The sequence below is a fragment of the Rhizobium sp. Leaf341 genome, from assembly GCF_001424325.1.
In the GTDB taxonomy this organism is placed as follows: Bacteria; Pseudomonadota; Alphaproteobacteria; order Rhizobiales; family Rhizobiaceae; genus Ferranicluibacter.
Map to the genome: position 1 here is coordinate 746,065 of NZ_LMPE01000003.1, position 21,818 is coordinate 767,882.

Genomic DNA, 21,818 nt, shown 5'->3' on the forward strand with positions numbered 1-21,818 from the left:
AAAGGCCTCCCGATGAGCCAGACGTCGCTGAAGTCCCCCCTCGACACGATGCCGCTTCCTTTTGAGGCCTTTGCGCCCCCGATCTCGCCACCCACGCCCCTGCGGGCCGCCGTCACGCGCGCCTATCGCCAGCCGGAGGCTGCCTGCGTCGCGGCGCTCCTCGAGCAGGCAACCTTGGGGGACGACGTCCGCACGAAGGCTGCAACGACGGCGCGCGGGCTGATCACCGCGCTGCGCGCCAAGCACAAGGGCTCCGGCGTCGAGGGGTTGGTGCACGAGTACTCCCTGTCGAGCCAGGAAGGCGTGGCGCTGATGTGCCTTGCGGAAGCTCTTTTGCGCATTCCCGATACGGCCACACGCGACGCATTGATCCGCGACAAGATTGCTACGGGCGACTGGCGCTCCCATGTCGGTGGCGGACGCTCGCTGTTCGTCAACGCGGCCACCTGGGGTCTCGTCGTGACCGGCAAGCTCACCTCCACCGTCAATGATCGCGGTCTCTCGGCGGCCCTGACGCGCCTCATCGCCCGTGCCGGCGAGCCCGTCATCCGGCGTGGCGTCGACATGGCCATGCGGATGATGGGCGAGCAGTTCGTTACCGGCGAAACGATCGAGGAAGCCCTGAAGCGGGCGCGGCCGCTGGAGGCCCGCGGATTCCGCTACTCCTACGACATGCTCGGTGAAGCCGCGACGACGGCGGCCGATGCCAAGCGCTATTATGCCGACTACGAAAACGCCATTCATGCGATCGGCAAGGCCGCCGCCGGCAGGGGTATCTACGAGGGGCCCGGCATTTCCATCAAGCTCTCGGCTCTGCATCCCCGTTACGTCCGGGCGCAGGCTGCCCGCGTGATGCGCGAGTTGCTGCCGCGCGTGAAAGCGCTGGCGCTGATCGCCAAGCACTATGATATCGGCCTCAATATCGACGCCGAGGAAGCCGACCGGCTGGAACTGTCGCTTGATCTTCTGGAGGCCCTCCGGCTCGATCCGGATCTTTCGGGCTGGCATGGCGTCGGCTTCGTCGTTCAGGCCTATGGCAAACGTTGCCCGATGGTTCTGGACGTGATCATCGACCTCGCGCGGCGGTCCGGCCATCGGATGATGGTTCGCCTCGTCAAGGGTGCCTATTGGGATGCCGAGATCAAGCGGGCCCAGGTGGACGGGCTCGAGGACTTCCCGGTGTTTACCCGCAAGATCCACACGGACCTTTCCTACATCGCCTGCGCGCGCAAGCTGCTCGCGGCCAAGGATGTGATCTTCCCCCAGTTCGCCACGCACAATGCCCAGAGCCTCGCCACCATCCATGCCATGGCCGGCCCGGAGTTCACGGTTGGGGACTACGAGTTCCAGTGCCTGCACGGCATGGGCGAGCCGCTTTATGACGAGGTTGTCGGCGCACACAAGCTCGATCGGCCCTGCCGCATCTATGCGCCAGTGGGAACCCATGAAACCCTGCTCGCCTACCTCGTCCGGCGTCTCCTCGAAAACGGCGCCAACTCGTCCTTCGTCAACCGCATTGCCGATCCTGCCGTGTCGATCGACGACTTGATCGCCGATCCGGTGGAGGTCGTGCGCAGCATGGCGGCTCCCGGCGCGCCCCATGACAGGATCCGCCTGCCGGCGGCACTTTATCCCGGCCGCAGCAATTCCGCAGGTCTTGATCTGTCTTCCGAAACGACGCTGGCCATGCTGGCCCAAACGTTTTCGGCCGGTGGCCGCGCCGACTGGACCGCGGCACCGCTTCTTGCCGGCAGCGCGTCTTCTGGGACGGCACGCCCTGTCGAGAACCCCGGGGACCGTCGCGATCGCGTCGGCAGCGTGATCGAGGCGTCGGAGGCCGACGCGATCCAGGCCGTGGCGCGGGCAAGCGAAGCGGCAGCCCGATGGGCGGCAACGGCTCCGTCAGAGCGCGCCGCGTGCCTGTCGCGTGCGGCAGACCACATGCAGGCGCGCATGCCGGAACTTCTCGGCCTCATCATCCGCGAAGCCGGCAAGTCCGCGTCGAACGCGATTGCCGAAGTCCGGGAGGCGATCGACTTCCTGCGCTACTATGCGGAGCAGGCCGGGCGGACGCTCGGTCCGGCGCATGGTGCGCTCGGCCCGATCGTTTGCATCAGTCCCTGGAACTTCCCGCTCGCCATCTTCACCGGACAGATTGCCGCCGCACTCGTCGCCGGCAATCCAGTGCTTGCAAAGCCCGCCGAAGAAACACCGCTGATCGCCGCCGAAGGTGTTCGGCTGCTGCATGAGGCCGGCATTCCCATGGATGTGCTGCAGTTCCTGCCCGGCGACGGCCGCGTGGGCGCGGCGCTGGTCGGAGCCGACGGCGTGGCCGGCGTCATGTTCACGGGGTCGACGGAGGTCGCACGGCTCATCCAGGCCCAGCTCGCAGCCCGCGTTTCTGCAGCGGGCAAGCCGATCCCGCTGATCGCTGAGACGGGCGGTCAGAACGCCATGATCGTCGACAGTTCGGCGCTTGCCGAACAGGTGGTGGCCGACGTGATCGCCTCGGCCTTTGACAGTGCCGGCCAGCGCTGCTCCGCGCTGCGCGTGCTCTGCCTGCAGACGGATGTGGCCGACCGCGTGCTCGCCATGCTGAAGGGCGCCCTGCACGAGCTGGAGATCGGGCGCACGGACACGCTGTCCGCCGACGTCGGACCGGTGATCTCGGCCGAGGCCAAGGAAACAATCGAAAGGCATATCGACGCCATGCGCGCGAAGGGCGCGCGCGTCGAGCAGATTGCCATGCCGGATGCCACCGCCCACGGCACCTTCGTGGCGCCGACGATCATCGAGATCACGCGTCTGTCGGATCTCACCCGCGAGGTGTTCGGACCGGTGCTCCACGTTCTGCGCTATGAGCGGGACGACCTGGACCGGCTAATCGACGACATCAATGCCACGGGATATGGCCTGACCTTCGGCCTGCACACGCGCCTCGACGAGACCATTGCGCATGTGACAAGCCGGGTCAAAGCAGGAAACCTCTACGTCAACCGCAACATCATCGGCGCGGTGGTCGGAGTCCAGCCCTTTGGCGGGCGCGGTCTCTCTGGCACGGGGCCGAAGGCCGGTGGGCCGCTCTATCTCGGGCGCCTCGTCCGCGTGGCTCCGGTTCCGCCGCAGGTGAGCTCAGTTCATACCGATCCGGCCCTGCTCGATTTCGCCAAATGGCTCGACGGCCAAGGGCGGAAGGCCGAGGCTTTTGCGGCCCGCGAGACCGGCAGCCAATCGCCACTCGGCCTGATCAGCGAGATGCCCGGTCCGGTCGGCGAGCGCAATCTCTACGCGCTGCACCCGCGCGGCACCATCCTCCTGGTACCGGAGACAGCGGAAGGCCTGATCCGCCAGATCTCGGCCGTGCTGGCGACCGGCAATCGGGGCGTCATCGACGCGGGGTCCGGCCTCGAAGACACATTGGCCGCCCTGCCGCCAAGCGTCGCGGCGCGTCTCACCTTTGCCCGCGACTGGGTTTCCGCCGGCCCCTTCTCCGGTGCGCTGGTTGAGGGCGATGCGGGACGGGTGAAAGCCGTGAACCGGACGATCTCCGAACTGCCAGGCCCGCTCCTGCTGGTTCAGGCGGCAACGCGGGACGGACTCGATGCCAATCCCGATGCCTATTGCCTGAACTGGTTGCTGGAGGAGGTCTCCACCAGCGTGAACACGGCTGCGGCCGGCGGCAATGCCAGCCTGATGTCGATCGGCTGAGACGCCTCTCTCATCCCGGGCGGACGATGCCAAGCGTCGTCCTGCCCGGATGCGCCTGCAGGTCTTCTTGCCATGAGGTGGATTACAACGCCGTCACGTTTGGCGTAGGAAGCGGCATGCTCACCCTTGCAGGACCACACAGCCTATCCCAGGAGATCCGAAAAAGCCGGTTTCTGGCGCATGCTGCGCCTGTGACCGACGAAGCGGAGGCGCGAGCCTTCATCGCGGCCCAGTCGGACGCGTCGGCCACGCACAATTGCTGGGCGTGGCGGATCGGGCAGAGCTACCGCTTCAACGACGACGGAGAACCGGGCGGCACAGCAGGCAAACCCATCCTCCAGGCGATCGACGGACAGGGCCTCGATCACGTTGTCGTTCTCGTCATCCGCTGGTTCGGCGGGATCCTGCTCGGCAGCGGCGGCTTGATGCGCGCCTATGGCGGCACGGCCGCCATGGCTCTGAACTCGGCCCCACGCGTCGAGCATGTCGCCATGGCGCGTGGTACCCTGCGGGTCACCTTCTCGGAATTGCCGCTGGTCAAGGTGCGCCTGGCGAGCCTCGGCGCCGTCGTCGTCGACGAGGCCTTTATCGCGACGGGCGCGGATCTGACCGTCGATGTGCCCGAGAGCGTGCGCGACCCGGCGAGGCGGCTGACACGCGATGTGACGAGCGGCCGCGCGTGTCTCGCATTCGAAGACGACCCGCCGATCTAGCCGTTCTGCCGATCGGACGTTCGCGGAGCGAACAAACCAGCCGCTATTTGGTTAGTCTTACCTGACATTCAGGAGACGACCATGAAAGATCCGTTTCACCTTGCCCGCTTCATCGACGCGCAATCGCGCCTCTATCACCAAGCGTTGGACGAACTTGCAGCCGGGGACAAGCGAACCCACTGGATGTGGTTCGTCTTTCCGCAAATCGAAGGGTTGGGATCTTCGCCGACCGCGCGACACTTTGCCATTTCAGGTCTCGCGGAAGCCCAGGCGTATCTCGCGCACCCGGTTCTCGGAAGCCGCCTGCTGGAGTGCACGACGACGGTCAACGCGCTCGAAGACGCGTTGACGGCGCGGGCCATCTTCTCCAGCCCGGACGATCTGAAGTTCCGCTCCTCAATGACGCTCTTCGCCCAAGCCGCCACGTCATCGACACGCAGCCCCGCCCCATTCCAGATCGCCCTCAAGCGCTATTTCGGCGGCAAGCCGGATGTGCGCACGCTGGACCTGCTGAAGCCCGCCCCTGCCCGGTCCGCCGCTCTTCATGCCGCAACCGGCAGCGGTCGATAAACAGTCAGCGGGAACACCGCTTCGATCCCGACACATTCAAGGAGAAGAACATGGAAAACTACGTCTGGCTTTTCGCCACAGCCGGTGGCGCAGCCATCCTCGGCCTTGCTCTTGCCTACGGACTTTCCACGCAGCGCAGACTGTCGCGAACAGAGAAAGAGCAACAGGACAACAAGGTGGAAGATCTCTACGGGAAGCGCTGACGACAGCTTTCGCGGTCTCGTTTTCAAATTCCGTGGGCATATACGTCAAGGGAGAGAATGGCGCACCCGGAACGATTCGAACGTCCGACCCTCAGATTCGTAGTCTGATGCTCTATCCAGCTGAGCTACGGGTGCGTGCAACAGCGTCTGCTGTGTGCGTGGCGATCCTCTAAAGCCTGGGGAAAATGAATGCAAGCCAAATTCGGGACATTTGCCGAATTTTGTGACAGCGATTTTTTACGCCCTTGAATTCATTTGTGTTTCGGATGACGCCGATATGCGTGGACGCAAGACGTCAGGTTCGGGTCTGCGAGCGGAACGCATCGAGCGGCACCGGCCGGTCCGGAAGTTCGATGCGGAACAGTGTTCCGGGCGTCGCCTTCTCGACCAGCGCAATTGTGCCGCCATGGGCAAGCACGAGTTCCCGTGCGATCGCAAGGCCAAGCCCGGTCCCGCCCGAGCGGGCCGAGCCGCGAAAGGCCGCGAAAAGGTTCTCGCGTGCCTTCCGCGGCATGCCGGGACCGGTATCGTCCACCGTGATGCTGACAACGCTGCCGGTGCGCATGGCCGAAACCGTCACGGTGCGCGTCGGATTGCCGGGATCGTTCTCGTTCATCAAAGCCTGCACGGCGTTGCGGCAGATGTTGTGCACGACGCGAAACAGCTGCTCGCCATCCGCATCGACTTCCAGGTCTTCAGGAACCGCGATGGTGAAGCCGATGCCGGACTTCGGGTCGATCGCCAGGACGTCGCCGACATCCTCCACCAGCGGGCGCAGAGCGAGAAAGCGGCGGCGGGGTTCCGGCTCGGTCGTGCGGCCATATTCCAAGACCTCGCTGGTGTAGCCGACGGCGCGGTCGATCGTGCGCAGCAAAGTCGGCGCGAAACGCTTCACGACAGGATCGTCCACGTCCGCCAGCCGATCGGACAAAAGCTGTGCGGAAGACAGGATGTTGCGCATGTCATGGTTGATCTTGGACACGGCAAGACCGAGATCGGCGAGGTTCTTCTGTTGCTTGAGCGTCTTCTGCAGCTGCGTCTGCATGGCAGCGAGATGTCGGCCGGCCATGGCGAGTTCATCCTGACCCGGCAGGGGCTCCATCACGCGGCGGGGATCGGCGGGGTCCTCGGCAAAGTCCCGCATGCTCGCGGTCATGCGGCGAATGGGCGCGATCATGACCCGGTTGATGACGAGAAAGATCAAGGTCGCAGTAAAGAGCGAGATGCCGATGGAGACGAGGAAGACGGATCGGGCATAGACGAGCATCGCCTTGCGCAGGCTGCGTTCATCCATGACGAGCTCGATCAGCGTGTCGCTTTCACCGATCGGTCCATAAAAGCGGATGGTCCGGTCGCCGCCGAACAGCAATGTCTCGAATGCATCGCGAATGGCGCCGGCGGCCCCGGTGTTGGCGACGTCGAACTTCGCGTCCACCTCGGGCGGCATTTCGGTGGCGGCGATCAGGCGCGATTCCTCGGCGCGACGCAGGGCGATCGCCTTGGTCCCCGTCGCCATCAGCGTATCCTCGCGCACCGGCCCGGAGAGCTGCATGTTCTGCAGTCCGTCGACCACGACCGCAGCGGCCGCGGCCGTGTTCAGCCGGTCCTGCATCCAGCGCAGCCGCATGTTGGCGACCGAGGGGACGAAGATCAGGATTTCGGCGATCATGACGAAGAGGATCGTCAGCAGCAGGAGCTTGCCGGAAAGGCCGCGCAGGAAACTCGAGCGCAGCTGCGGCTCATCCAGAGCCGTTTCCTTCATGGCGTCGATCGACATTCAGCGTTCCCATGGCGTCCGACGCGCGGACACAAACGGCCGATCGACGACGCATGCACGCGATTATAGGTCACCCAAGCCGAATATCCAACCCGAAGCCTCCAAGGTTTGCCGGCGACGACATACCAGCGGGGCTTTCCGGCGGAGGCCGTGGCACCGCCGCTCGGGCAGCGGTGCGTCCGGACCTCCTCTGTCCGGTCAGAATTCCTCCCAGTTATCCTGCGAGGCGGCTGGCGCCGGTGCTGCGTGACTGGCCGAGCCTGCGGAGAAAGCGCGCGCGACGGATCCCATCATCTTGCGGGCCGGCGAGGCGACCGGACGCGCAGTTGCGGTGGCGGCCTTCGGCGCCGGCGTGCGGGATGCAACGGCCTTTACAGGTGTCGGCCGGGACGGCGTGGCCGGAGCGCCGGTTCGCGCCTGTGCGGCTGCGTAAGCGGCAACAGGTTGGGCCTGGTCGAGCCGGAAGTGCTCGATCATCTGCGCGAGGGTTTCGGCTTCGGTGGAAAGCCGGTGCGTGGCGGCATTCGCCTCCTGCACCATCGCGGCATTCTGCTGTGTCACCTTGTCCATCTGGTTGACAGCCGAGGATACCTCGCCAAGGCTGGTGGCCTGCTCCCGCGCGGCCGTGGCAATGGAGTGGATATGATCGGTGATCGCCAGAACCCGGTTCTCGATCTCGCCGAGGACCTTTCCGGTTTCCTGGACCAGCTGGACGCCGGTCGATACTTCCGAGCCGGACTTTGCGATGAGCCCCTTGATGTCCTTGGCAGCGCTCGCGGCCCGCTGGGCGAGTTCGCGCACTTCCTGGGCAACGACGGCAAAGCCTTTGCCGGCCTCCCCTGCCCGCGCGGCCTCGACCCCTGCATTGAGCGCCAGAAGGTTGGTCTGGAACGCGATTTCATCGATCACGTTGGTGATCTTGCCGATCTCGCTGGAGGCCTGCTCGATCCGGCCCATGGCGTCGACCGCGCTGCGCACGACGGTGCCGGACTGGGCGGCGGCTTCCTTGGCCTGCGTCACGATGACGGTGGCTTCGTGCGCGCGCTCCGTGGACGTCTGTACCGCCACCGTGATCTGGCCGAGGGAAGCCGAGGTTTGCTCCAGCGAGGCAGCCTGCTGTTCCGTGCGCTTGGCCAGATCGTCGGTGGCCGAGCGGAGTTCGCCCGAATTGCCCGTAATCTCGAGCGTCGTCGAGCGGACTTCGCCGAGCGTTTTCTGAAGAACGGAGAGGGCCTCGTTCACGTTGCGCTGAAGTTCGGCAAAGGCGCCCTGGAAGTCGCCCGTCATGGGCTGGGTCAGGTCGCCCTGCGCCAAACGCGCAATGACACGACCGGTCTCGCCGATGCCGCGATCGACACCTGCGACGAGCTCATTGACGTTGCCGGCAAAGCGGTCGAGGCTTGTGTCGCCGTAGGTCCGCGTGATGCGGCGAGAGAAGTCGCCGGCAGCGGCGGCCTCGACGACATGCGACATGCTGACCTGCAGGTCGGCCGTCTTTTCGCGCAGAACGCTGTCTTCCGTGCTGGCGCGACGGGCCGAAAGGCCGTTGCTGCGGAAGACCTCGACGGCACGCGCCATCTCTCCGATCTCATCCGAACGCTTGGACTGGGGAAGATCGATCTCGAGGTCGCCGCCGGCAAGTGCCGTCATCGACCGGGTCAGTTCGGAAATGGGGCGGCTGAGTTCGCGACGGGCGAGGGCGGCGGCGGCCAGCAGACCTGCGGCGAGACCGAGGAACGCCGTGCCGACGATCATGATGGTCATCTGCCTGCCGATACCGTCGATCTCCGCCTGGATGGCCGCGAGATCTGCCTTATCCTTGGCGACGACCGCATCGATCTCGGCCTGGAAAGCCTTCCGGTTGGCGCGATTCTTGTCGTTGTTGCCCTGCTCGTTGGCCGCCTGGACGGAGACCTCTCGGGCAAGGCGTGCGGTCTCGGTCCGGAACGTGCGGAATTCGGCGGCGCGCGTCACGACCGCATCGAATGCCGGGAGATCGGCAGCCAGGACCAGCGGGCGCCATTCGGCCGTCAAGGCGTCAATCTTATCGAGCGTTTTCAAAACGCCTTCCGCGAAAGGCGCAGCTTTTTCCGCCGAGGGCGCCGCATAGATGCCACGCGCATCCATGACGACGGCGGTCACGAGACGATTGAGCTTTTCGCCATTATAAGCGCGCTCGGAGGCCGCCTTGAAGGCTTCGAGCTGGCTGTCGTAGCGATGCACGACGGCCAGGGCCATTCCGGCAACGACGAGCGTAACCGCGCTCATGACAATGACGATCAACGAAATCTTACCGCTTATGCGCATGGCACGCGTTCCTCCGACGGCTTTACCCACAGGAGATCACCCCGCCCCTGCATTCTTCGGGGAAAATATCGGTAAGTAGTTAATAACGTAGTACCGGGATCGGCCAAATCCGGGGTAGCGTCTCCTCCGAAATCGGCCGGCGAAGGGATGGCGCAGAGGACACAAGCGATCCCCTTCTGCGTGAAAACGCGGTTATCCGGGGCCGGCAATTGACTTTGACGCTTTTATTCTTATAAGCCGCCGCACGTCCGGGAACGAAATGGCGGGTGAGCTCCGTGCTCGCCGGCTCTGCCGTGCCTTGACAGAAACGCTGCTTGCTTAAGGAAGCAAACCCAAGAAGGGCCGCACACCGCGGTATTAAAATAAATGACAAAGCGTACCTACCAACCCTCGAAGCTTGTTCGCAAGCGTCGCCACGGCTTCCGTGCACGCATTGCCACCAAGGGCGGCCGCAAGGTCATCGTTGCCCGTCGCGCGCGCGGCCGCAAGCGTCTTTCGGCCTAATGGCATACGGCGTCCGCGCCGTCGCCACAGCCGGCACGCCTGCCTTGGCGGAGGCCGCCGGTGACAAGAGATCCCAGACGCATGACGTCAGGTAATCCCAAATCGACTGTCGGGCGGCTGAAAAGCCGGCCGCAGTTTCTTGCCGTGCGCGCCGGCGAGAAGCGGAAGGGTTCCACCTTTCTGCTCGAGGTGCTCGACAGACAGGCGGCTGACGAGCCCGCCCGCGTCGGTTTCACGGTGACGAAGAAGCATGGCAATGCGGTGGAACGGAACCGCATGCGCCGCCGCCTGCGCGAGGCCGTCAGGCTCCAAGCCGCGTTTGCAATGAAACCCGGCCACGATTATGTGATTGTCGCCCGCCGCGAGGTGCTTGGCGTCCCCTTCGACCGACTGGCTAAGATGCTCGCTACGCGAATCGAAGCCCCTCTCGAAGGCAGGCAGAAACAGGCACGGCCGCCGGCCGGCTCCAGGAAAGAATGATGGACAAGAACCGCAACTATTTCATCGCGATCGGCCTGTCGGTGCTGATCCTCATCGCCTGGCAGTTCCTCTACATCAATCCGAAGATGGAGCGCGAACGCGTCGCTCAGGAAGCCGCGCAAGCCCAGCAGACCCAGCAGCAGGCGCAGCAGACCCCTGCCGCAACCACGGACGGCTCGATCCCCGGTGCCACAGCGGGCGCTGTTCCGGGTGCAGCGACGGCCGTTCCCGGCGCAGTGCCCCAGGGCGCCTCGCGTGACGAAGCCATTACACGGTCTGCCCGCGTCGTCATCGACACGAAGGCGCTTTCCGGCTCGATCAACCTCACTGGCGCGCGCCTCGACGACCTGAAGCTGCGGGAGTATCACGAGACGGTCGACGACCGCAGCCCGATCATTACCCTCTTCAGCCCCGCGGAGACGCCGGACGGCTACTTCACCGAAATCGGCTATGTCGGTGATGCCTCCACCGGCGCCGTTCCCGGACCGTCCACCGTGTGGACAGCCTCCGAAGGCGCAAAGCTGACCACGGAAACGCCGGTCACGCTGACCTATACAAACGAGAAGGGCGTGGTCTTCACGCGCGTCATCTCCGTTGACGACCACTTCATGTTCAAGATCGACGACACGATCCAGAACCCGACCGGCGCGCCGATCGCGCTGTCCACCTATGGCCGCGTTACCCGCTTCAACAAGCCGGCGACACCCAGCGTGTACGTTCTGCATGAAGGTTTCATCGGCGTCATCGGGGAGCACGGCCTCGAAGAGGTGAGCTACAAGAAGGTCGAGGACAACGCGCCGGCACAGCCCGGCAAGACGACCGGCGGCTGGCTCGGCATCACCGACAAGTATTGGGCCGCGACCATCATTCCGCCGCAGGCGACGCCCTACGAGACGCGCTTTGCGCATTTTACCGATGGTCGCCCGCGTTATCAGGCCGATTACAAGCAGGATGCCATCACCGTGGCCCCCGGCCAGACGACGACGCTGAACAACCTCGTCTTCGCCGGTGCCAAGCAGGTGCCGCTGGTCGATGGCTATGAGGCGAGCTACAATATTCCGAAGTTCGATCTCCTGATCGACTGGGGCTGGTTCTATTTCATCACCAAGCCGATGTTCAAGCTGATGGACTTCTTCTTCCGCTTCTTCGGCAATTTCGGCGTCGCCATCCTTCTCACCACCATCGTCGTCAAGGCCCTCTTCTTCCCGCTGGCCAGCAAGCAATACGCGTCCATGGCGAACATGAAGAAGATCCAGCCGAAGATGGAGGAAATGAAGAAGAAGTTCGGCGATGACCGGATGGGCATGCAGCAGGCCATGATGGCGCTCTACAAGGAAGAAAAGATCAACCCGATTGCCGGGTGCTGGCCGATCCTCCTGCAGATCCCCGTGTTCTTCGCGCTCTACAAGGTCATCTACGTCACGATCGAAATGCGGCATGCGCCGTTCTTCGGCTGGATCCAGGATCTGTCCGCGCCGGACCCGACGTCGCTGTTCAACCTGTTCGGCCTTCTGCCCTATAGCGTCCCGCACGCACTGATGATCGGCGTCTGGCCCTTGATCATGGGTGTCACGATGTTCCTGCAGATGCGCATGAATCCGACGCCGCCCGATCCGACCCAGGCAATGCTCTTCACCTGGATGCCGGTTGTCTTCACCTTCATGCTGTCAAGCTTCCCTGCGGGTCTCGTGATCTACTGGGCGTGGAACAACACGCTGTCGGTGATCCAGCAGGCCTTCATCATGAAGCGGCACGGCGTCAAGATCGAGCTGATCGACAACATCAAGGGCGTGTTCTCGCGAAAACCCAAACCCGCGAAATAGCAACCGACCATCCCGCCCCGGGCCGCAAGCCCGGGGTTTTCTTTTCCGCCGATAGCATTCACTCTTCAGGCGACCTGACTGCAGGTGAAACGCTCCATTTCAAAGTCCAGAGCGACCTTCGCGCTTTCGATCGAACGCGCAGCGCTCTAAGGGATCCGCCGATGACCGACACCGCCCTGAACGACGAAAAGCCGATGTTCGGCAATCCCTGGATCTTCATTCGCGGCGTTCCCTCCATGGAGTTTCTGCCGCCGGAAGGACCGACGGAAATCGCCTTTGCCGGACGCTCGAACGTCGGCAAGTCCTCGCTGATCAATGCCCTCGTTGGACAGAAGGGGCTGGCACGGACCTCCAACACCCCGGGACGGACACAGGAGCTCAACTACTTCGTGCCGGACGGGTATTCGGGCGCCGAGGGCGACCTGCCGCCGATGGCTCTCATCGACATGCCAGGTTACGGCTATGCGCAGGCGCCCAAGGCGCATGTAGACGCCTGGACGAAACTGGTTTTCGACTATCTGCGCGGCCGGGCCACGTTGAAGCGGGTCTATGTCCTGATCGACAGCCGTCACGGCATCAAGAAGAACGACGACGACGTGCTGTCGCTTCTCGACAAGGCCGCCGTGTCCTATCAGGTTGTCTTGACGAAGACAGACAAGATCAAGGCGGGTGCGGTGCCGCATCTGATGGCCGACACGCTGGAAAAAATCCGCAAGCGCCCGGCCGCGTTCCCGGAAATCGTCGCGACATCGTCGGAAAAAGGCGAAGGCCTCGACGAATTGCGCGCGGCCATCCTGACCGCAATCAGGAACTGATATTCTCTAGACATGTCCTAGGCGCGGCCGTTCGCCGCGCCTGGAAGGCCAACAACAGGGACTGTCAGGCCGGCGCCGTGCCCGGCACGAACGTCATCGACAGGCCGTTGATGCAGTGTCGCTTGCCAGTCGGCTTCGGGCCATCATCAAAGATGTGGCCGAGATGCCCACCGCAGCGACTGCAGTGACATTCCGTCCGCACCATCATGAATGACGTATCGGTGCGGGTTCCCACGGCATTCGGCAACGCCTCCCAGAAGCTTGGCCAGCCTGTGCCGCTATCGAATTTCGTTTCCGAGGAATAGACCGGCAAGGCGCAACCGGCACACTGGAACGTGCCCTTGCGCTTCTCTTCGTTGAGCGCGCTCGTGAACGGACGTTCGGTGTCTTCATGCCGCAGGATGCGGTATTGCTCGTCCCCGAGCATTGCCTTCCACTCGGCATCCGTTTTCGTGACCGCAAACGTCTCGGCGGCGGCAGACGGGGCGACATGGTTTTTCAAAGCAAAAGCGGCGAGACCGGCTGTCCCGGTCAAGAGAAAGAAGCGACGGCTGAGCATGAAACCTCCTTGCAGGCCATAGAGTGCCTACGGGAGGTGTTCTACGCCTGTCGGCACCATTCAGAAAGCAGCAGACCGATCAAACCCGCGTGAGGATCGATCGCGAAGTTTAAGCGCAGGCGCAAACACGAAAACTCAACGACCGACAATGCCGCTGGCGAGCACCTTGCCCGTCGGCGCGCCGGTTGGGGAACCGCCGGCCGGCTCGAGGCTGACCATGACCGGGGCACCATCCCGCAGACGGGTCCGTGCTGCCTTGGGCACGACGATCTCGCCGTGGCTGTTCCTGTTGACCACCCCGAGAGAGACGGGTTCGCTGCCTTCGGGCGTCAGCCAAATCTGGATGGACTTCGCGTCGGCGACGCCTGCCGTGCTCGCACCCGCAGCCACCGGCGCCAGCCGTAGGCGACCGCTGTCATTGTCGTACCGGGCGGTCAGCGCCAGATCGGAGCCTGCGACGAGGGGGAGGCTCGTGGCCACGCCGCGTGTCGGCGATGCCGCAAAAAGACCGGTCTGCGAGACACCCGTTGCCACGAGCCCAACGACCGCAATGCAGGCAACGCCGCGCCAGAAGGCAGCGGAATTCCAGATGGCCGCGTTGAAGACCGGGACGCGCTCTCGTTGCGGGCGGGGACGCGCGGCCAGCGGCTCGGCAAAGGGAGACACGCGGCGCGGAGCGCGACGGGTCGGCCGCGGCGTCTGGTCGACCGTCAGCATGTTGCTGCGCCAATGATCCACCATGGCTGCAAAATTGCGATCGAGCGTCATGCGCGCCTCGACCTTCTGGCGATCCTCCGGGGAAAGAACGCCCAGCACGTATTCGCCGGCAATCACCTGATCGAGGCGGGAATCGCCACTCTTCGCATTTTCTGTCGTCATGATGTCAATGTGCTCGCCTAGAACCGCGGCCATGCCAAGCGGATGATCGTCGGGATCATACGCATGGTTCGACGCATTTTCCATGGCTTTTACGCCACAGGCTCATGTTCGCCCCCGTGACGACGCGACGCGTTGCACTTTCCGGCTGTCATCATGCCGTTATCTTGCCTCCCGATCATTCCCCCGCGAAAAGACTTGCGCTAAACAGCATCCGCATCGATCCCGAAGGTTTCCGACATGTCCCCATCTGAAAGCGAAATCCAGGCCCGTCTTCTTGCCCAGGCCCTGCCCTACATGCAGCGTTATGAGAACAAGACGATCGTCGTGAAATATGGCGGACATGCCATGGGCGACCCGGAACTCGGGAAGGCTTTCGCCGCCGACATCGCCCTTCTCAAGCAGTCCGGCGTCAACCCCATCGTCGTTCACGGTGGCGGCCCGCAGATCGGCGCCATGCTTAGCAAGATGGGCATCGAATCCAAATTCGAGGGCGGCCTGCGCGTCACCGATGCCAAGACCGTCGAGATCGTCGAGATGGTGCTTGCCGGATCGATCAACAAGGAGATCGTGGCGCTCATCAACCAGACGGGCGAATGGGCGATCGGCCTCTGCGGCAAGGACGGCAACATGGTCTTTGCGGAAAAGGCCAAGAAGACGATCATCGATCCCGACAGCAACATCGAGCGGGTTCTCGATCTCGGCTTCGTCGGCGAGGTGGTCGAGGTCGACCGCACGTTGCTCGACCTCCTGGCGCGTTCCGAGATGATCCCCGTCATTGCCCCGGTTGCGCCCGGCCGCGACGGCGCGACCTACAACATCAATGCCGATACCTTTGCCGGTGCCATTGCCGGCGCGCTCAACGCGACGCGTCTCCTGTTCCTGACCGACGTTCCCGGCGTGCTCGACAAGAACAAGGAGCTGATCAAGGAACTCTCCGTGTCCGAGGCCTTGGCCCTGATCGCCGATGGCACGATTTCCGGTGGCATGATCCCCAAGGTCGAAACGTGCATCGAGGCCATCAAGGCCGGCGTTCAAGGCGTCGTCATCCTCAACGGCAAGACGGCCCATTCGGTGCTGCTCGAGATCTTCACGGAGCATGGCGCGGGAACACTGATCGTTCCGTAAGACTGAGCGTTTTCACGGTAGGCAGGCCCGTCCATGCATGGCATAAGGCGGGCATGCGCTCCATCGACAGACTGCCGACCATCGACGATTTCGCCCACGTCACCGAGTGGGTGTTCGACATGGACAACACGCTCTATCCGCACCGCGTCAATCTGTTTTCGCAGATCGACCGCAACATGACGGCTTTCGTCGCAGATCTGCTCCAGATGGAGCCGGCTGAAGCCAAGATCCTGCAGAAACAGTATTATCGCGATCACGGCACAACGCTGAAGGGCTTGATGGTTCACCACGGCATCGACCCGAACGACTTCCTGCAGAAGGCCCACGCGATCGACTATAATGTCATTCCGCCCGATCCGGCTCTGGGCGAGGCGATCAAGGCTCTGCCGGGGCGCAAGTTCATCTTCACCAACGGGACGGTGGTGCATGCCGAAATGGCTGCCCGGGCGCTCGGCATCCTCGATCACTTCGACGACATCTTCGACATCGTCGCGGCCGACTACGTTCCGAAGCCCGCCGGCGCGACCTACGACAAGTTCATGAGCCTCAACCGCGTCGATACCCGGCATGCCGCCATGTTCGAGGATCTGCCGCGCAATCTTGCGGTGCCGAAGGCCTTGGGCATGACGACCGTTCTTCTAGTCCCGCAGAACTTCGAATACGCGTTTGCGGAAGCCTGGGAACAGAGCGAGGACGGAAACACGGATATCGACTTCGTGACGGAAGACCTTGCAGGCTTCCTGAAGCAGCTCGTGCCTTCGGCCTAGCCGTCCGGTTTCATTACCGAAGTTTAACTGGCACCCGGCAACGTATTCTCTATCCTTGTCTTCAGGGACGACACGCTGCGGTCAGCCGCTCCCATAAAACGGCACCGCTCCCCCGACACAGCACGTGGCCATATCCCGCCTGTCGGGATGCCGGCGCGTGCGAGAAGACAAGGACGACTCATGACCAAGAAAACCCTTATCCTCGGCCTCTCCGCCATGGCCATCGCCGCATCTGCCCTTGCGACACCATCGTTTGCCGCCAAGCATGATGGCCCGACGCGCGAACAGCGTGCCGAATGGATGATCAAGAGACTGGACACCGACAAGGATGGCAAGGTTTCTCGTGCCGAGGCCGATGCCGCCGCATCGCGCGTCTTTGCCGCCTTCGATGCAGACAAGAACGGGCAGGTCACGCCGGAAGAGGTGAAGGCCAAGCGCGACGCCATCAAGGCGGCCCGCGCCGAGATGCGCAAGGCGGACAAGGGTCCGGAACGTCAGGAACTGCGCGCCAAGCTGCAGGAGATGCGACCGGCCATGCTGCCGGCGATGAGCCAGCGGATGTTCAAGCGCGCCGACACCGACAAGAACGGCTCACTGTCGCTTGCCGAGGTGACGGCCGCCGCGGACAAGCGCTTCAAGATGCGGGACACGAACGCGGATGGCTTTATCGACGCAGCCGACTTGACCCGCAAGATCTGATCCGGTTCGGCACGGACCTAAAAAACCCGCATCCGAGAAATGGAAATGCCCCGGCGACGGGGCATTTTTCATTCGTGGTTCGCCTGCTTGCGCAGCTTACAGCGTGACTTCGCCTTCGTCTTCGCCATCCCAGTAATGGGCCCGTTCGGCAACGACCTTGATCAGCACCAGACCCTTGGTATCGATGCCGTCGGCAAACCACTTGTCGATATCCGCAGACCAGTGCTCCTTGAACGCTTCCTTGTCCCGGATCAGATCGGCTTTGCCTTCGACGGCGACCAGAAACGCCTTGGCGCCCTGAAAGGCCAGAGCGACTTTGGGATTGGCCTTGATATCGTCGACCGTGCGCGTGTCTTCCAGCGTGAAATAGAACGACGTGCCGTCGTACTCGACTTCACGATTGTTGCTCATCGGACGACCGGCGATTGCACCGCCGTCCGTGTGGGTCGAGAGCATGCAGATATCGATGTCGCGCATCTTTTGGGCGAGATCGGACAGGGCCTTGTTCGTCATGGATGGTTCTCCTCTTGGTGACAGAGGAGAACGCGGGCCCGTCCAACTTGTTGCTTCGTGCATCGTCCGATCGTGTGCGCGCAGACGCGTTATCGTTCGCCGGAGGCGAGCGGCAGGGATGCAGGATCGACGCTGCCATAGAAGCGGGCAATGATGTCCCAAGCCTCGTCGGCGGTATCGACGAACTGGATGAGATCGACGTCGCCAGGCGCAATCGTGCCGAATGCGGCAAGCGCATCGAAATCGACGATCGAGCGCCAGAACTTCTCGCCGAACAGGATGAGGGGGACCAGCGCCATGCGCCCGGTCTGCATCAGCGTCATCGTTTCGAACAGTTCATCGAGCGTTCCAAAGCCGCCCGGAAAGACCGTCACGGCCTTGGCACGCACAAGGAAGTGCATCTTGCGGATTGCAAAATAGTGGAAATTGAAGCTGAGCTCCGGCGTGACGTAGGGGTTCGGCGCCTGTTCGTGCGGCAGGACGATGTTAAGCCCGATCGACGGCGCGCCGACATCGGCCGCCCCGCGATTGCCGGCCTCCATCACACCGGGGCCCCCACCGGTGACGACGACGAATTCCTTGAAATCCGATTGGGCCGAATGCTCCGAGCAGAGCCGTGCGAACTTGCGGGCCTCGTCGTAATAGACCGAAGCTGCCGTCAAGTTTGCGCGCTGGGTCTCGTTCTTGGCTGCCCATGCATCCTTGCCGGGCTCGGGGATACGCGCACCACCGAACATGACCACCGTGGACGTGATGCCGCGCTCCGCGAGCATCATCTCCGTTTTCAGCAGTTCGAGCTGCAGGCGGATCGGCCGCAATTCCTCGCGGCACAGGAAATCTTCGTCGGCATAGGCCAGACGGTAGGACGGCGAGACGGACTGCGGCGTCTTTTCGACGCTTGCCGCGCGGGCGCGCGCTTGGGCGCTGTCTGCAAGCGGGTCCCAGACCCCATCCTTGCGCCGCAAATTCCGCTTCTTCATCCGTGTCATCAGGATCTCGTCTCCCACGCCTGCCGCGGCAGCGACCGGCGAATCTCATCATGTATGATCGAGACATAGACCGCGCCTCCCGGCGCACCGCAACCGAAAAACGCTTCAAATCTCGGGCATCATGCTCTACAGCGTTGGATACAGCCCGGCTTTTAGGATTTGCGATGACCTCCCACGATCTTGCCTCTCTCGCCTCCACGATCGAGACCGCCTTCGACAACCGCGATACGGTGACGACCGGCACGAAAGGCGAGATTCGCGATGCCGTGGAATCGGCCCTGAACCTTCTCGACAGCGGCAAGGTGCGTGTTGCGGAACGCGGAGCAGACGGCAACTGGACGGTCAACCAGTGGCTGAAGAAGGCGGTTCTTCTGTCCTTCCGTCTCAACCCGATGGAGATCGTCAAGGGAGGCCCGGGCGGGTCGACCTGGTGGGACAAGGTTCCCTCCAAGTTCGACGGCTGGAGTGCAAACGAATTCGAGAATGCCGGTTTCCGCGCCGTACCCAACTGCGTCGTGCGCCGCTCGGCCTACATCGCGCCGAACGCCATCCTGATGCCGTCCTTCGTCAACCTCGGCGCCTATGTCGGCGAGGGCACGATGGTCGATACCTGGGCCACCGTCGGATCCTGCGCGCAGATCGGCGCCCATGTGCACCTGTCGGGAGGCGTCGGCATTGGCGGCGTTCTCGAGCCCATGCAGGCGGGTCCGACGATCATCGAAGACAATTGCTTCATCGGCGCTCGCTCTGAAGTCGTGGAGGGTTGCATTATCCGGGAAGGCTCCGTCCTCGGCATGGGCGTCTTCATCGGCAAGTCGACCCGGATCGTCGATCGCGCCACAGGCGAGATCACCTATGGCGAAGTCCCGCCCTACTCCGTCGTCGTTGCCGGGGCACTGGCCTCTGACAAGCTGATGGGCAACGGCCAGCCGGCCCCGGCCCTCTATTGCGCCGTGATCGTCAAGCGCGTCGATGAGAAGACCCGTTCGAAGACCGGGATCAACGAGCTGCTGCGCGACTGATCGTCACCCAGCACGGCAGCAACTTTGCCTAACTCAGCGGAATCCGGCAGGTGAAGCAGGTTTCCGCCTCGCTCGACGTCACCTCGATCGTGCCGTTATGGGCCTTGACGATTTCCGAGGCGATATAGAGCCCGAGCCCCAGACCCTCGCGGCCGTGCTCGACCGTGGCACGCACGAAAGGCTTGAACAGGTCGCGCTGTACCGCATGCGGGATCGGTTTGCCGGAGTTCGTGACGGAGACGACGAACTCGCGCCCGACTTGCGCGGTCCTGACCCGGATGGGACGATCGGCAGTTCCATGCGTCAGGGCATTGGCGACGAGGTTGGACACGAGCTGACCCATGCGGCCTTCATCGCAACGCACGAGGCAATCGCTGAGATCCGTTTCGATCGGCCGGCCCGGATTGGCGATGCTGAGCTCGGCAACGACATGCTCCAGAACCGGGCGTAGCGGTACGCGCTCGGCCTGCTCCACGGCAAGCCCGCCACCCAGGCGTCCGCGTGCAAAATCCAGAACATTGTCGATGAGGCCTGACATGCGCACGACGCTGGCACGCATGAGATCGACCACCGTCTTGGATTTGTCGCTGAGCTCCGTTCGGGCAAGCATGCGCGTGCCCGCATCGATCGAGGCCAGGGGATTGCGCAAATCATGGCCGAGAACGGCAATGAACTGCTCGCGCAGCTCGTTGGCCTGGCGGTCCTGCTCCATCTTGCGGCGGGCATCGACATGAAAGGCGATCAGTTCGGCGAACAGCCGGAACATGTCGACGATCTCAGGCGTGTTCAGCTTGTTCGGCGCAGGATCGATTGCGCAGAGTGTCCCGAAGAAGGAGCCATCCGAGAGAAGGATCGGCGCCGAGATATAGCTTTGAAAGCCATATTGCGCCGGCGTGTGGTGATGGGCGAAGTCCGGATCCTCGGCAACGTGCTCGATGATGACCACCTTGCGGTGATCGCGAATCTCGTTGCAGATGGTCGTCTCGATGGCCAGTTCCTTGCCCGGAGAAAGTCCGAAGTCGATCTTGTCGAGAACATCGCAGGCAATCCACCGGTCTTCCGTGACACGGGCGACAGCGGCAAAGCCCATCCCCGTCACGCGACAGACGACATCGAGAACTTTTGGGACGGCATCGATCTTGGAGACCAGTTCGACGGATTCGGCGGCCAGATCGGGCAACGGTACACTCTCGGAACAAAGGGTTTGACGGATCGCGAAAGTAGCCTTTCGCAATCCCGCAAGCAATGGGCGCGACGGGGCGCAGAACGCCTGCAAGGCCCCGTCGCTGTCGTGATATCTAGCGCTTGAAGGGATCCGGACGCCGGTTTGTGGCCTGCCGCTCCAGCATCCAGCCCGGATACTCCGGTGCCAGCGCACTGACCGCATCGAGCTTTTCCAGATCACCCGCGTCAAGCCGGACGTCGGTGGCCTTCAGGTTCTGTTCCAGCTGCTCGATCCTCTTGGCACCGATGATGACGGTGCTGACAAAGGGCTTGGCCAGGATATAGGCAAGGGCAACCTCGGCAACGCTGATCCCATGCTTCTCGCCAACATCGCGCATGGCGGCGACACAGGCCCAAGCGCGGTCCTTGTCCACGGGCGGAAAGTCGAAGGTCGCGCGGCGGCCGTCGCCGTTACCAGGCGCACCCGGGCCATATTTTCCCGAAAGCAGCCCGCCGGCGAGCGGCGACCAGACCATCAGGCCCATCTTTTCCTCCAGGAGCAAGGGAGCGAGTTCGCGCTCCAGGTCGCGACCTGCGATCGAGTAATAGGCCTGCAGGCTGTCGAAGCGTGCATAGCCTTTGCGCTCGGAGATGCCGAGCGCCTTGGCGATCCGCCACGCCTGCCAGTTCGACACCCCGATATACCGCACGAGCCCGCGAGAAACGAGATCGTCGAATGCGCGCAGCGTTTCGTCGATGGGCGTGACGGGATCGGTGGCATGAATCTGGTAAAGGTCGATATGGTCGGTCTGCAGACGCTCGAGGCTCGCCTCCACCGAGTCCATGATATGGCCCCGTGACGCGCCGCGATCATTGGGCTTGCCGCTCATCACGCCATAGACCTTGGTGGCGATGATGACATCCTTGCGCGCAACCGCATTGTTCTTCAGCGCCTGACCCAGCAGCCGCTCCGACTGGCCAAAGGAATAGACGTCGGCCGTATCGATGAAATTGATGCCGGCGGCCAGCGAGCGCTCGACGATGCGATCGGCAGCATCCTGGTCGACGTCCGCGATCGGACCCCAGCGCGGATCGTCCGCCGAGCCGAAGGTCATCGTTCCCAGGCAAAGCTCGGAAACGAAGAGGCCGGTATTGCCAAGCTGATTGTAGCGCATGGTCTGCTCCATCCTATCTGTCGAAT

The 21,818-nt window shown here is 63.2% G+C and carries 20 protein-coding genes and 1 tRNA gene; 12 read left to right on the top strand and 9 right to left on the bottom strand.

Annotated elements, in window-relative coordinates; genetic code table 11:
* Positions 1-12 precede the first annotated feature (12 nt).
* From putA to ASG03_RS21760, 4 genes are all read left to right on the top strand, one after another.
* On the top strand, positions 13-3,708 hold the full coding sequence (gene putA, locus ASG03_RS05095; RefSeq protein WP_062692634.1) for a trifunctional transcriptional regulator/proline dehydrogenase/L-glutamate gamma-semialdehyde dehydrogenase: 3,696 nt from the start codon (positions 13-15) through the stop codon (positions 3,706-3,708).
* Between the two features lie 116 nt (positions 3,709-3,824).
* Positions 3,825-4,421 carry an IMPACT family protein gene (locus tag ASG03_RS05100; RefSeq protein ID WP_062470724.1) on the top strand — a complete coding sequence of 199 codons (597 nt, stop codon included), beginning with the start codon at positions 3,825-3,827 and terminating at the stop codon, positions 4,419-4,421.
* 81 nt (positions 4,422-4,502) lie between these two features.
* Positions 4,503-4,991 (top strand): DUF1810 domain-containing protein, encoded by a 489-nt coding sequence (locus ASG03_RS05105; RefSeq protein ID WP_062692636.1) that lies wholly within the window; start codon positions 4,503-4,505, stop codon positions 4,989-4,991.
* 50 nt (positions 4,992-5,041) lie between these two features.
* Entirely contained in the window at positions 5,042-5,194 is a 153-nt protein-coding gene (locus tag ASG03_RS21760) for a hypothetical protein (RefSeq protein WP_200934681.1), read from the top strand.
* A gap of 58 nt (positions 5,195-5,252) precedes the next feature.
* On the opposite strand, the gene ASG03_RS05110 is transcribed toward ASG03_RS21760, so the two are convergent.
* From ASG03_RS05110 to ASG03_RS05120, 3 genes are all read right to left on the bottom strand, one after another.
* Positions 5,253-5,329: transfer RNA gene (locus tag ASG03_RS05110), tRNA-Arg, on the bottom strand.
* Between the two features lie 160 nt (positions 5,330-5,489).
* On the bottom strand, positions 5,490-6,971 hold the full coding sequence (locus ASG03_RS05115) for a sensor histidine kinase (protein ID WP_062692639.1): 1,482 nt from the start codon (positions 6,969-6,971) through the stop codon (positions 5,490-5,492).
* 198 nt (positions 6,972-7,169) lie between these two features.
* A complete protein-coding gene (locus tag ASG03_RS05120; protein ID WP_062692640.1) occupies positions 7,170-9,278 on the bottom strand; it encodes a methyl-accepting chemotaxis protein in 2,109 nt (702 codons plus the stop codon).
* Between the two features lie 366 nt (positions 9,279-9,644).
* On the opposite strand from ASG03_RS05120, the gene rpmH reads away from it, so the two are divergent.
* The 4 genes from rpmH to yihA all read left to right on the top strand — a co-directional run bounded on the left by rpmH (position 9,645) and on the right by yihA (position 12,900).
* Positions 9,645-9,782, top strand: a complete 138-nt coding sequence (gene rpmH, locus ASG03_RS05125) for a 50S ribosomal protein L34 (protein WP_037104763.1) — start codon at positions 9,645-9,647, stop codon at positions 9,780-9,782.
* Between the two features lie 81 nt (positions 9,783-9,863).
* Positions 9,864-10,262: a ribonuclease P protein component gene (rnpA, locus tag ASG03_RS05130; protein ID WP_062470732.1), complete on the top strand. Its 399-nt coding sequence runs from the start codon at positions 9,864-9,866 to the stop codon at positions 10,260-10,262.
* Positions 10,259-12,085, top strand: a complete 1,827-nt coding sequence (gene yidC, locus ASG03_RS05135) for a membrane protein insertase YidC (RefSeq protein ID WP_082475538.1) — start codon at positions 10,259-10,261, stop codon at positions 12,083-12,085. Before rnpA ends, yidC begins: the two co-directional genes overlap by 4 nt.
* A gap of 161 nt (positions 12,086-12,246) precedes the next feature.
* Entirely contained in the window at positions 12,247-12,900 is a 654-nt protein-coding gene (gene yihA, locus ASG03_RS05140) for a ribosome biogenesis GTP-binding protein YihA/YsxC (protein WP_062470737.1), read from the top strand.
* 64 nt (positions 12,901-12,964) lie between these two features.
* Here the strand turns inward: yihA and msrB are convergent, their stop codons facing one another.
* Complete coding sequence (gene msrB / locus ASG03_RS05145; protein ID WP_062470740.1) at positions 12,965-13,459, bottom strand: peptide-methionine (R)-S-oxide reductase MsrB; 495 nt, start codon at positions 13,457-13,459, stop codon at positions 12,965-12,967.
* Positions 13,460-13,594: 135 nt separating this feature from the next.
* Entirely contained in the window at positions 13,595-14,338 is a 744-nt protein-coding gene (locus ASG03_RS05150; RefSeq protein WP_162241359.1) for an anti-sigma factor, read from the bottom strand.
* 237 nt (positions 14,339-14,575) lie between these two features.
* On the opposite strand from ASG03_RS05150, the gene argB reads away from it, so the two are divergent.
* The 3 genes from argB (at position 14,576) to ASG03_RS05165 (ending at position 16,929) form a co-directional block, all read left to right on the top strand.
* Positions 14,576-15,463 (top strand): acetylglutamate kinase, encoded by an 888-nt coding sequence (gene argB / locus ASG03_RS05155; RefSeq protein WP_062692644.1) that lies wholly within the window; start codon positions 14,576-14,578, stop codon positions 15,461-15,463.
* 53 nt (positions 15,464-15,516) lie between these two features.
* Entirely contained in the window at positions 15,517-16,230 is a 714-nt protein-coding gene (locus ASG03_RS05160; protein WP_062692646.1) for a pyrimidine 5'-nucleotidase, read from the top strand.
* 180 nt (positions 16,231-16,410) lie between these two features.
* A complete protein-coding gene (locus tag ASG03_RS05165; protein ID WP_062692648.1) occupies positions 16,411-16,929 on the top strand; it encodes an EF-hand domain-containing protein in 519 nt (172 codons plus the stop codon).
* Positions 16,930-17,025: 96 nt separating this feature from the next.
* On the opposite strand, the gene ASG03_RS05170 is transcribed toward ASG03_RS05165, so the two are convergent.
* Positions 17,026-17,442, bottom strand: a complete 417-nt coding sequence (locus ASG03_RS05170; RefSeq protein ID WP_062692649.1) for a pyridoxamine 5'-phosphate oxidase family protein — start codon at positions 17,440-17,442, stop codon at positions 17,026-17,028.
* 89 nt (positions 17,443-17,531) lie between these two features.
* Positions 17,532-18,431, bottom strand: coding sequence for an LOG family protein (locus ASG03_RS05175; protein ID WP_062692652.1), 900 nt, complete (start codon positions 18,429-18,431; stop codon positions 17,532-17,534).
* Positions 18,432-18,595: 164 nt separating this feature from the next.
* Here ASG03_RS05175 and dapD point away from each other — a divergent pair, with 164 nt between their 5' ends.
* Entirely contained in the window at positions 18,596-19,453 is an 858-nt protein-coding gene (dapD, locus tag ASG03_RS05180; protein ID WP_062470761.1) for a 2,3,4,5-tetrahydropyridine-2,6-dicarboxylate N-succinyltransferase, read from the top strand.
* 28 nt (positions 19,454-19,481) lie between these two features.
* Here the strand turns inward: dapD and ASG03_RS05185 are convergent, their stop codons facing one another.
* Positions 19,482-20,633: a sensor histidine kinase gene (locus ASG03_RS05185; RefSeq protein ID WP_062692654.1), complete on the bottom strand. Its 1,152-nt coding sequence runs from the start codon at positions 20,631-20,633 to the stop codon at positions 19,482-19,484.
* A gap of 118 nt (positions 20,634-20,751) precedes the next feature.
* A complete protein-coding gene (locus tag ASG03_RS05190) occupies positions 20,752-21,792 on the bottom strand; it encodes an aldo/keto reductase (RefSeq protein WP_062472297.1) in 1,041 nt (346 codons plus the stop codon).
* Between the last annotated feature and the right edge of the window lie 26 nt (positions 21,793-21,818).

Coding starts and splice junctions, on each gene's coding strand:
- putA (WP_062692634.1), top strand. CDS start 13: ATGAGCCAGACGTCGCTGAAGTCCCCCCTCGACACGATGCCGCTTCCT.
- ASG03_RS05100 (WP_062470724.1), top strand. CDS start 3,825: ATGCTCACCCTTGCAGGACCACACAGCCTATCCCAGGAGATCCGAAAA.
- ASG03_RS05105 (WP_062692636.1), top strand. CDS start 4,503: ATGAAAGATCCGTTTCACCTTGCCCGCTTCATCGACGCGCAATCGCGC.
- ASG03_RS21760 (WP_200934681.1), top strand. CDS start 5,042: ATGGAAAACTACGTCTGGCTTTTCGCCACAGCCGGTGGCGCAGCCATC.
- ASG03_RS05115 (WP_062692639.1), bottom strand. CDS start 6,971: ATGTCGATCGACGCCATGAAGGAAACGGCTCTGGATGAGCCGCAGCTG.
- ASG03_RS05120 (WP_062692640.1), bottom strand. CDS start 9,278: ATGCGCATAAGCGGTAAGATTTCGTTGATCGTCATTGTCATGAGCGCG.
- rpmH (WP_037104763.1), top strand. CDS start 9,645: ATGACAAAGCGTACCTACCAACCCTCGAAGCTTGTTCGCAAGCGTCGC.
- rnpA (WP_062470732.1), top strand. CDS start 9,864: ATGACGTCAGGTAATCCCAAATCGACTGTCGGGCGGCTGAAAAGCCGG.
- yidC (WP_082475538.1), top strand. CDS start 10,259: ATGATGGACAAGAACCGCAACTATTTCATCGCGATCGGCCTGTCGGTG.
- yihA (WP_062470737.1), top strand. CDS start 12,247: ATGACCGACACCGCCCTGAACGACGAAAAGCCGATGTTCGGCAATCCC.
- msrB (WP_062470740.1), bottom strand. CDS start 13,459: ATGCTCAGCCGTCGCTTCTTTCTCTTGACCGGGACAGCCGGTCTCGCC.
- ASG03_RS05150 (WP_162241359.1), bottom strand. CDS start 14,338: ATGACGACAGAAAATGCGAAGAGTGGCGATTCCCGCCTCGATCAGGTG.
- argB (WP_062692644.1), top strand. CDS start 14,576: ATGTCCCCATCTGAAAGCGAAATCCAGGCCCGTCTTCTTGCCCAGGCC.
- ASG03_RS05160 (WP_062692646.1), top strand. CDS start 15,517: ATGCGCTCCATCGACAGACTGCCGACCATCGACGATTTCGCCCACGTC.
- ASG03_RS05165 (WP_062692648.1), top strand. CDS start 16,411: ATGACCAAGAAAACCCTTATCCTCGGCCTCTCCGCCATGGCCATCGCC.
- ASG03_RS05170 (WP_062692649.1), bottom strand. CDS start 17,442: ATGACGAACAAGGCCCTGTCCGATCTCGCCCAAAAGATGCGCGACATC.
- ASG03_RS05175 (WP_062692652.1), bottom strand. CDS start 18,431: ATGACACGGATGAAGAAGCGGAATTTGCGGCGCAAGGATGGGGTCTGG.
- dapD (WP_062470761.1), top strand. CDS start 18,596: ATGACCTCCCACGATCTTGCCTCTCTCGCCTCCACGATCGAGACCGCC.
- ASG03_RS05190 (WP_062472297.1), bottom strand. CDS start 21,792: ATGCGCTACAATCAGCTTGGCAATACCGGCCTCTTCGTTTCCGAGCTT.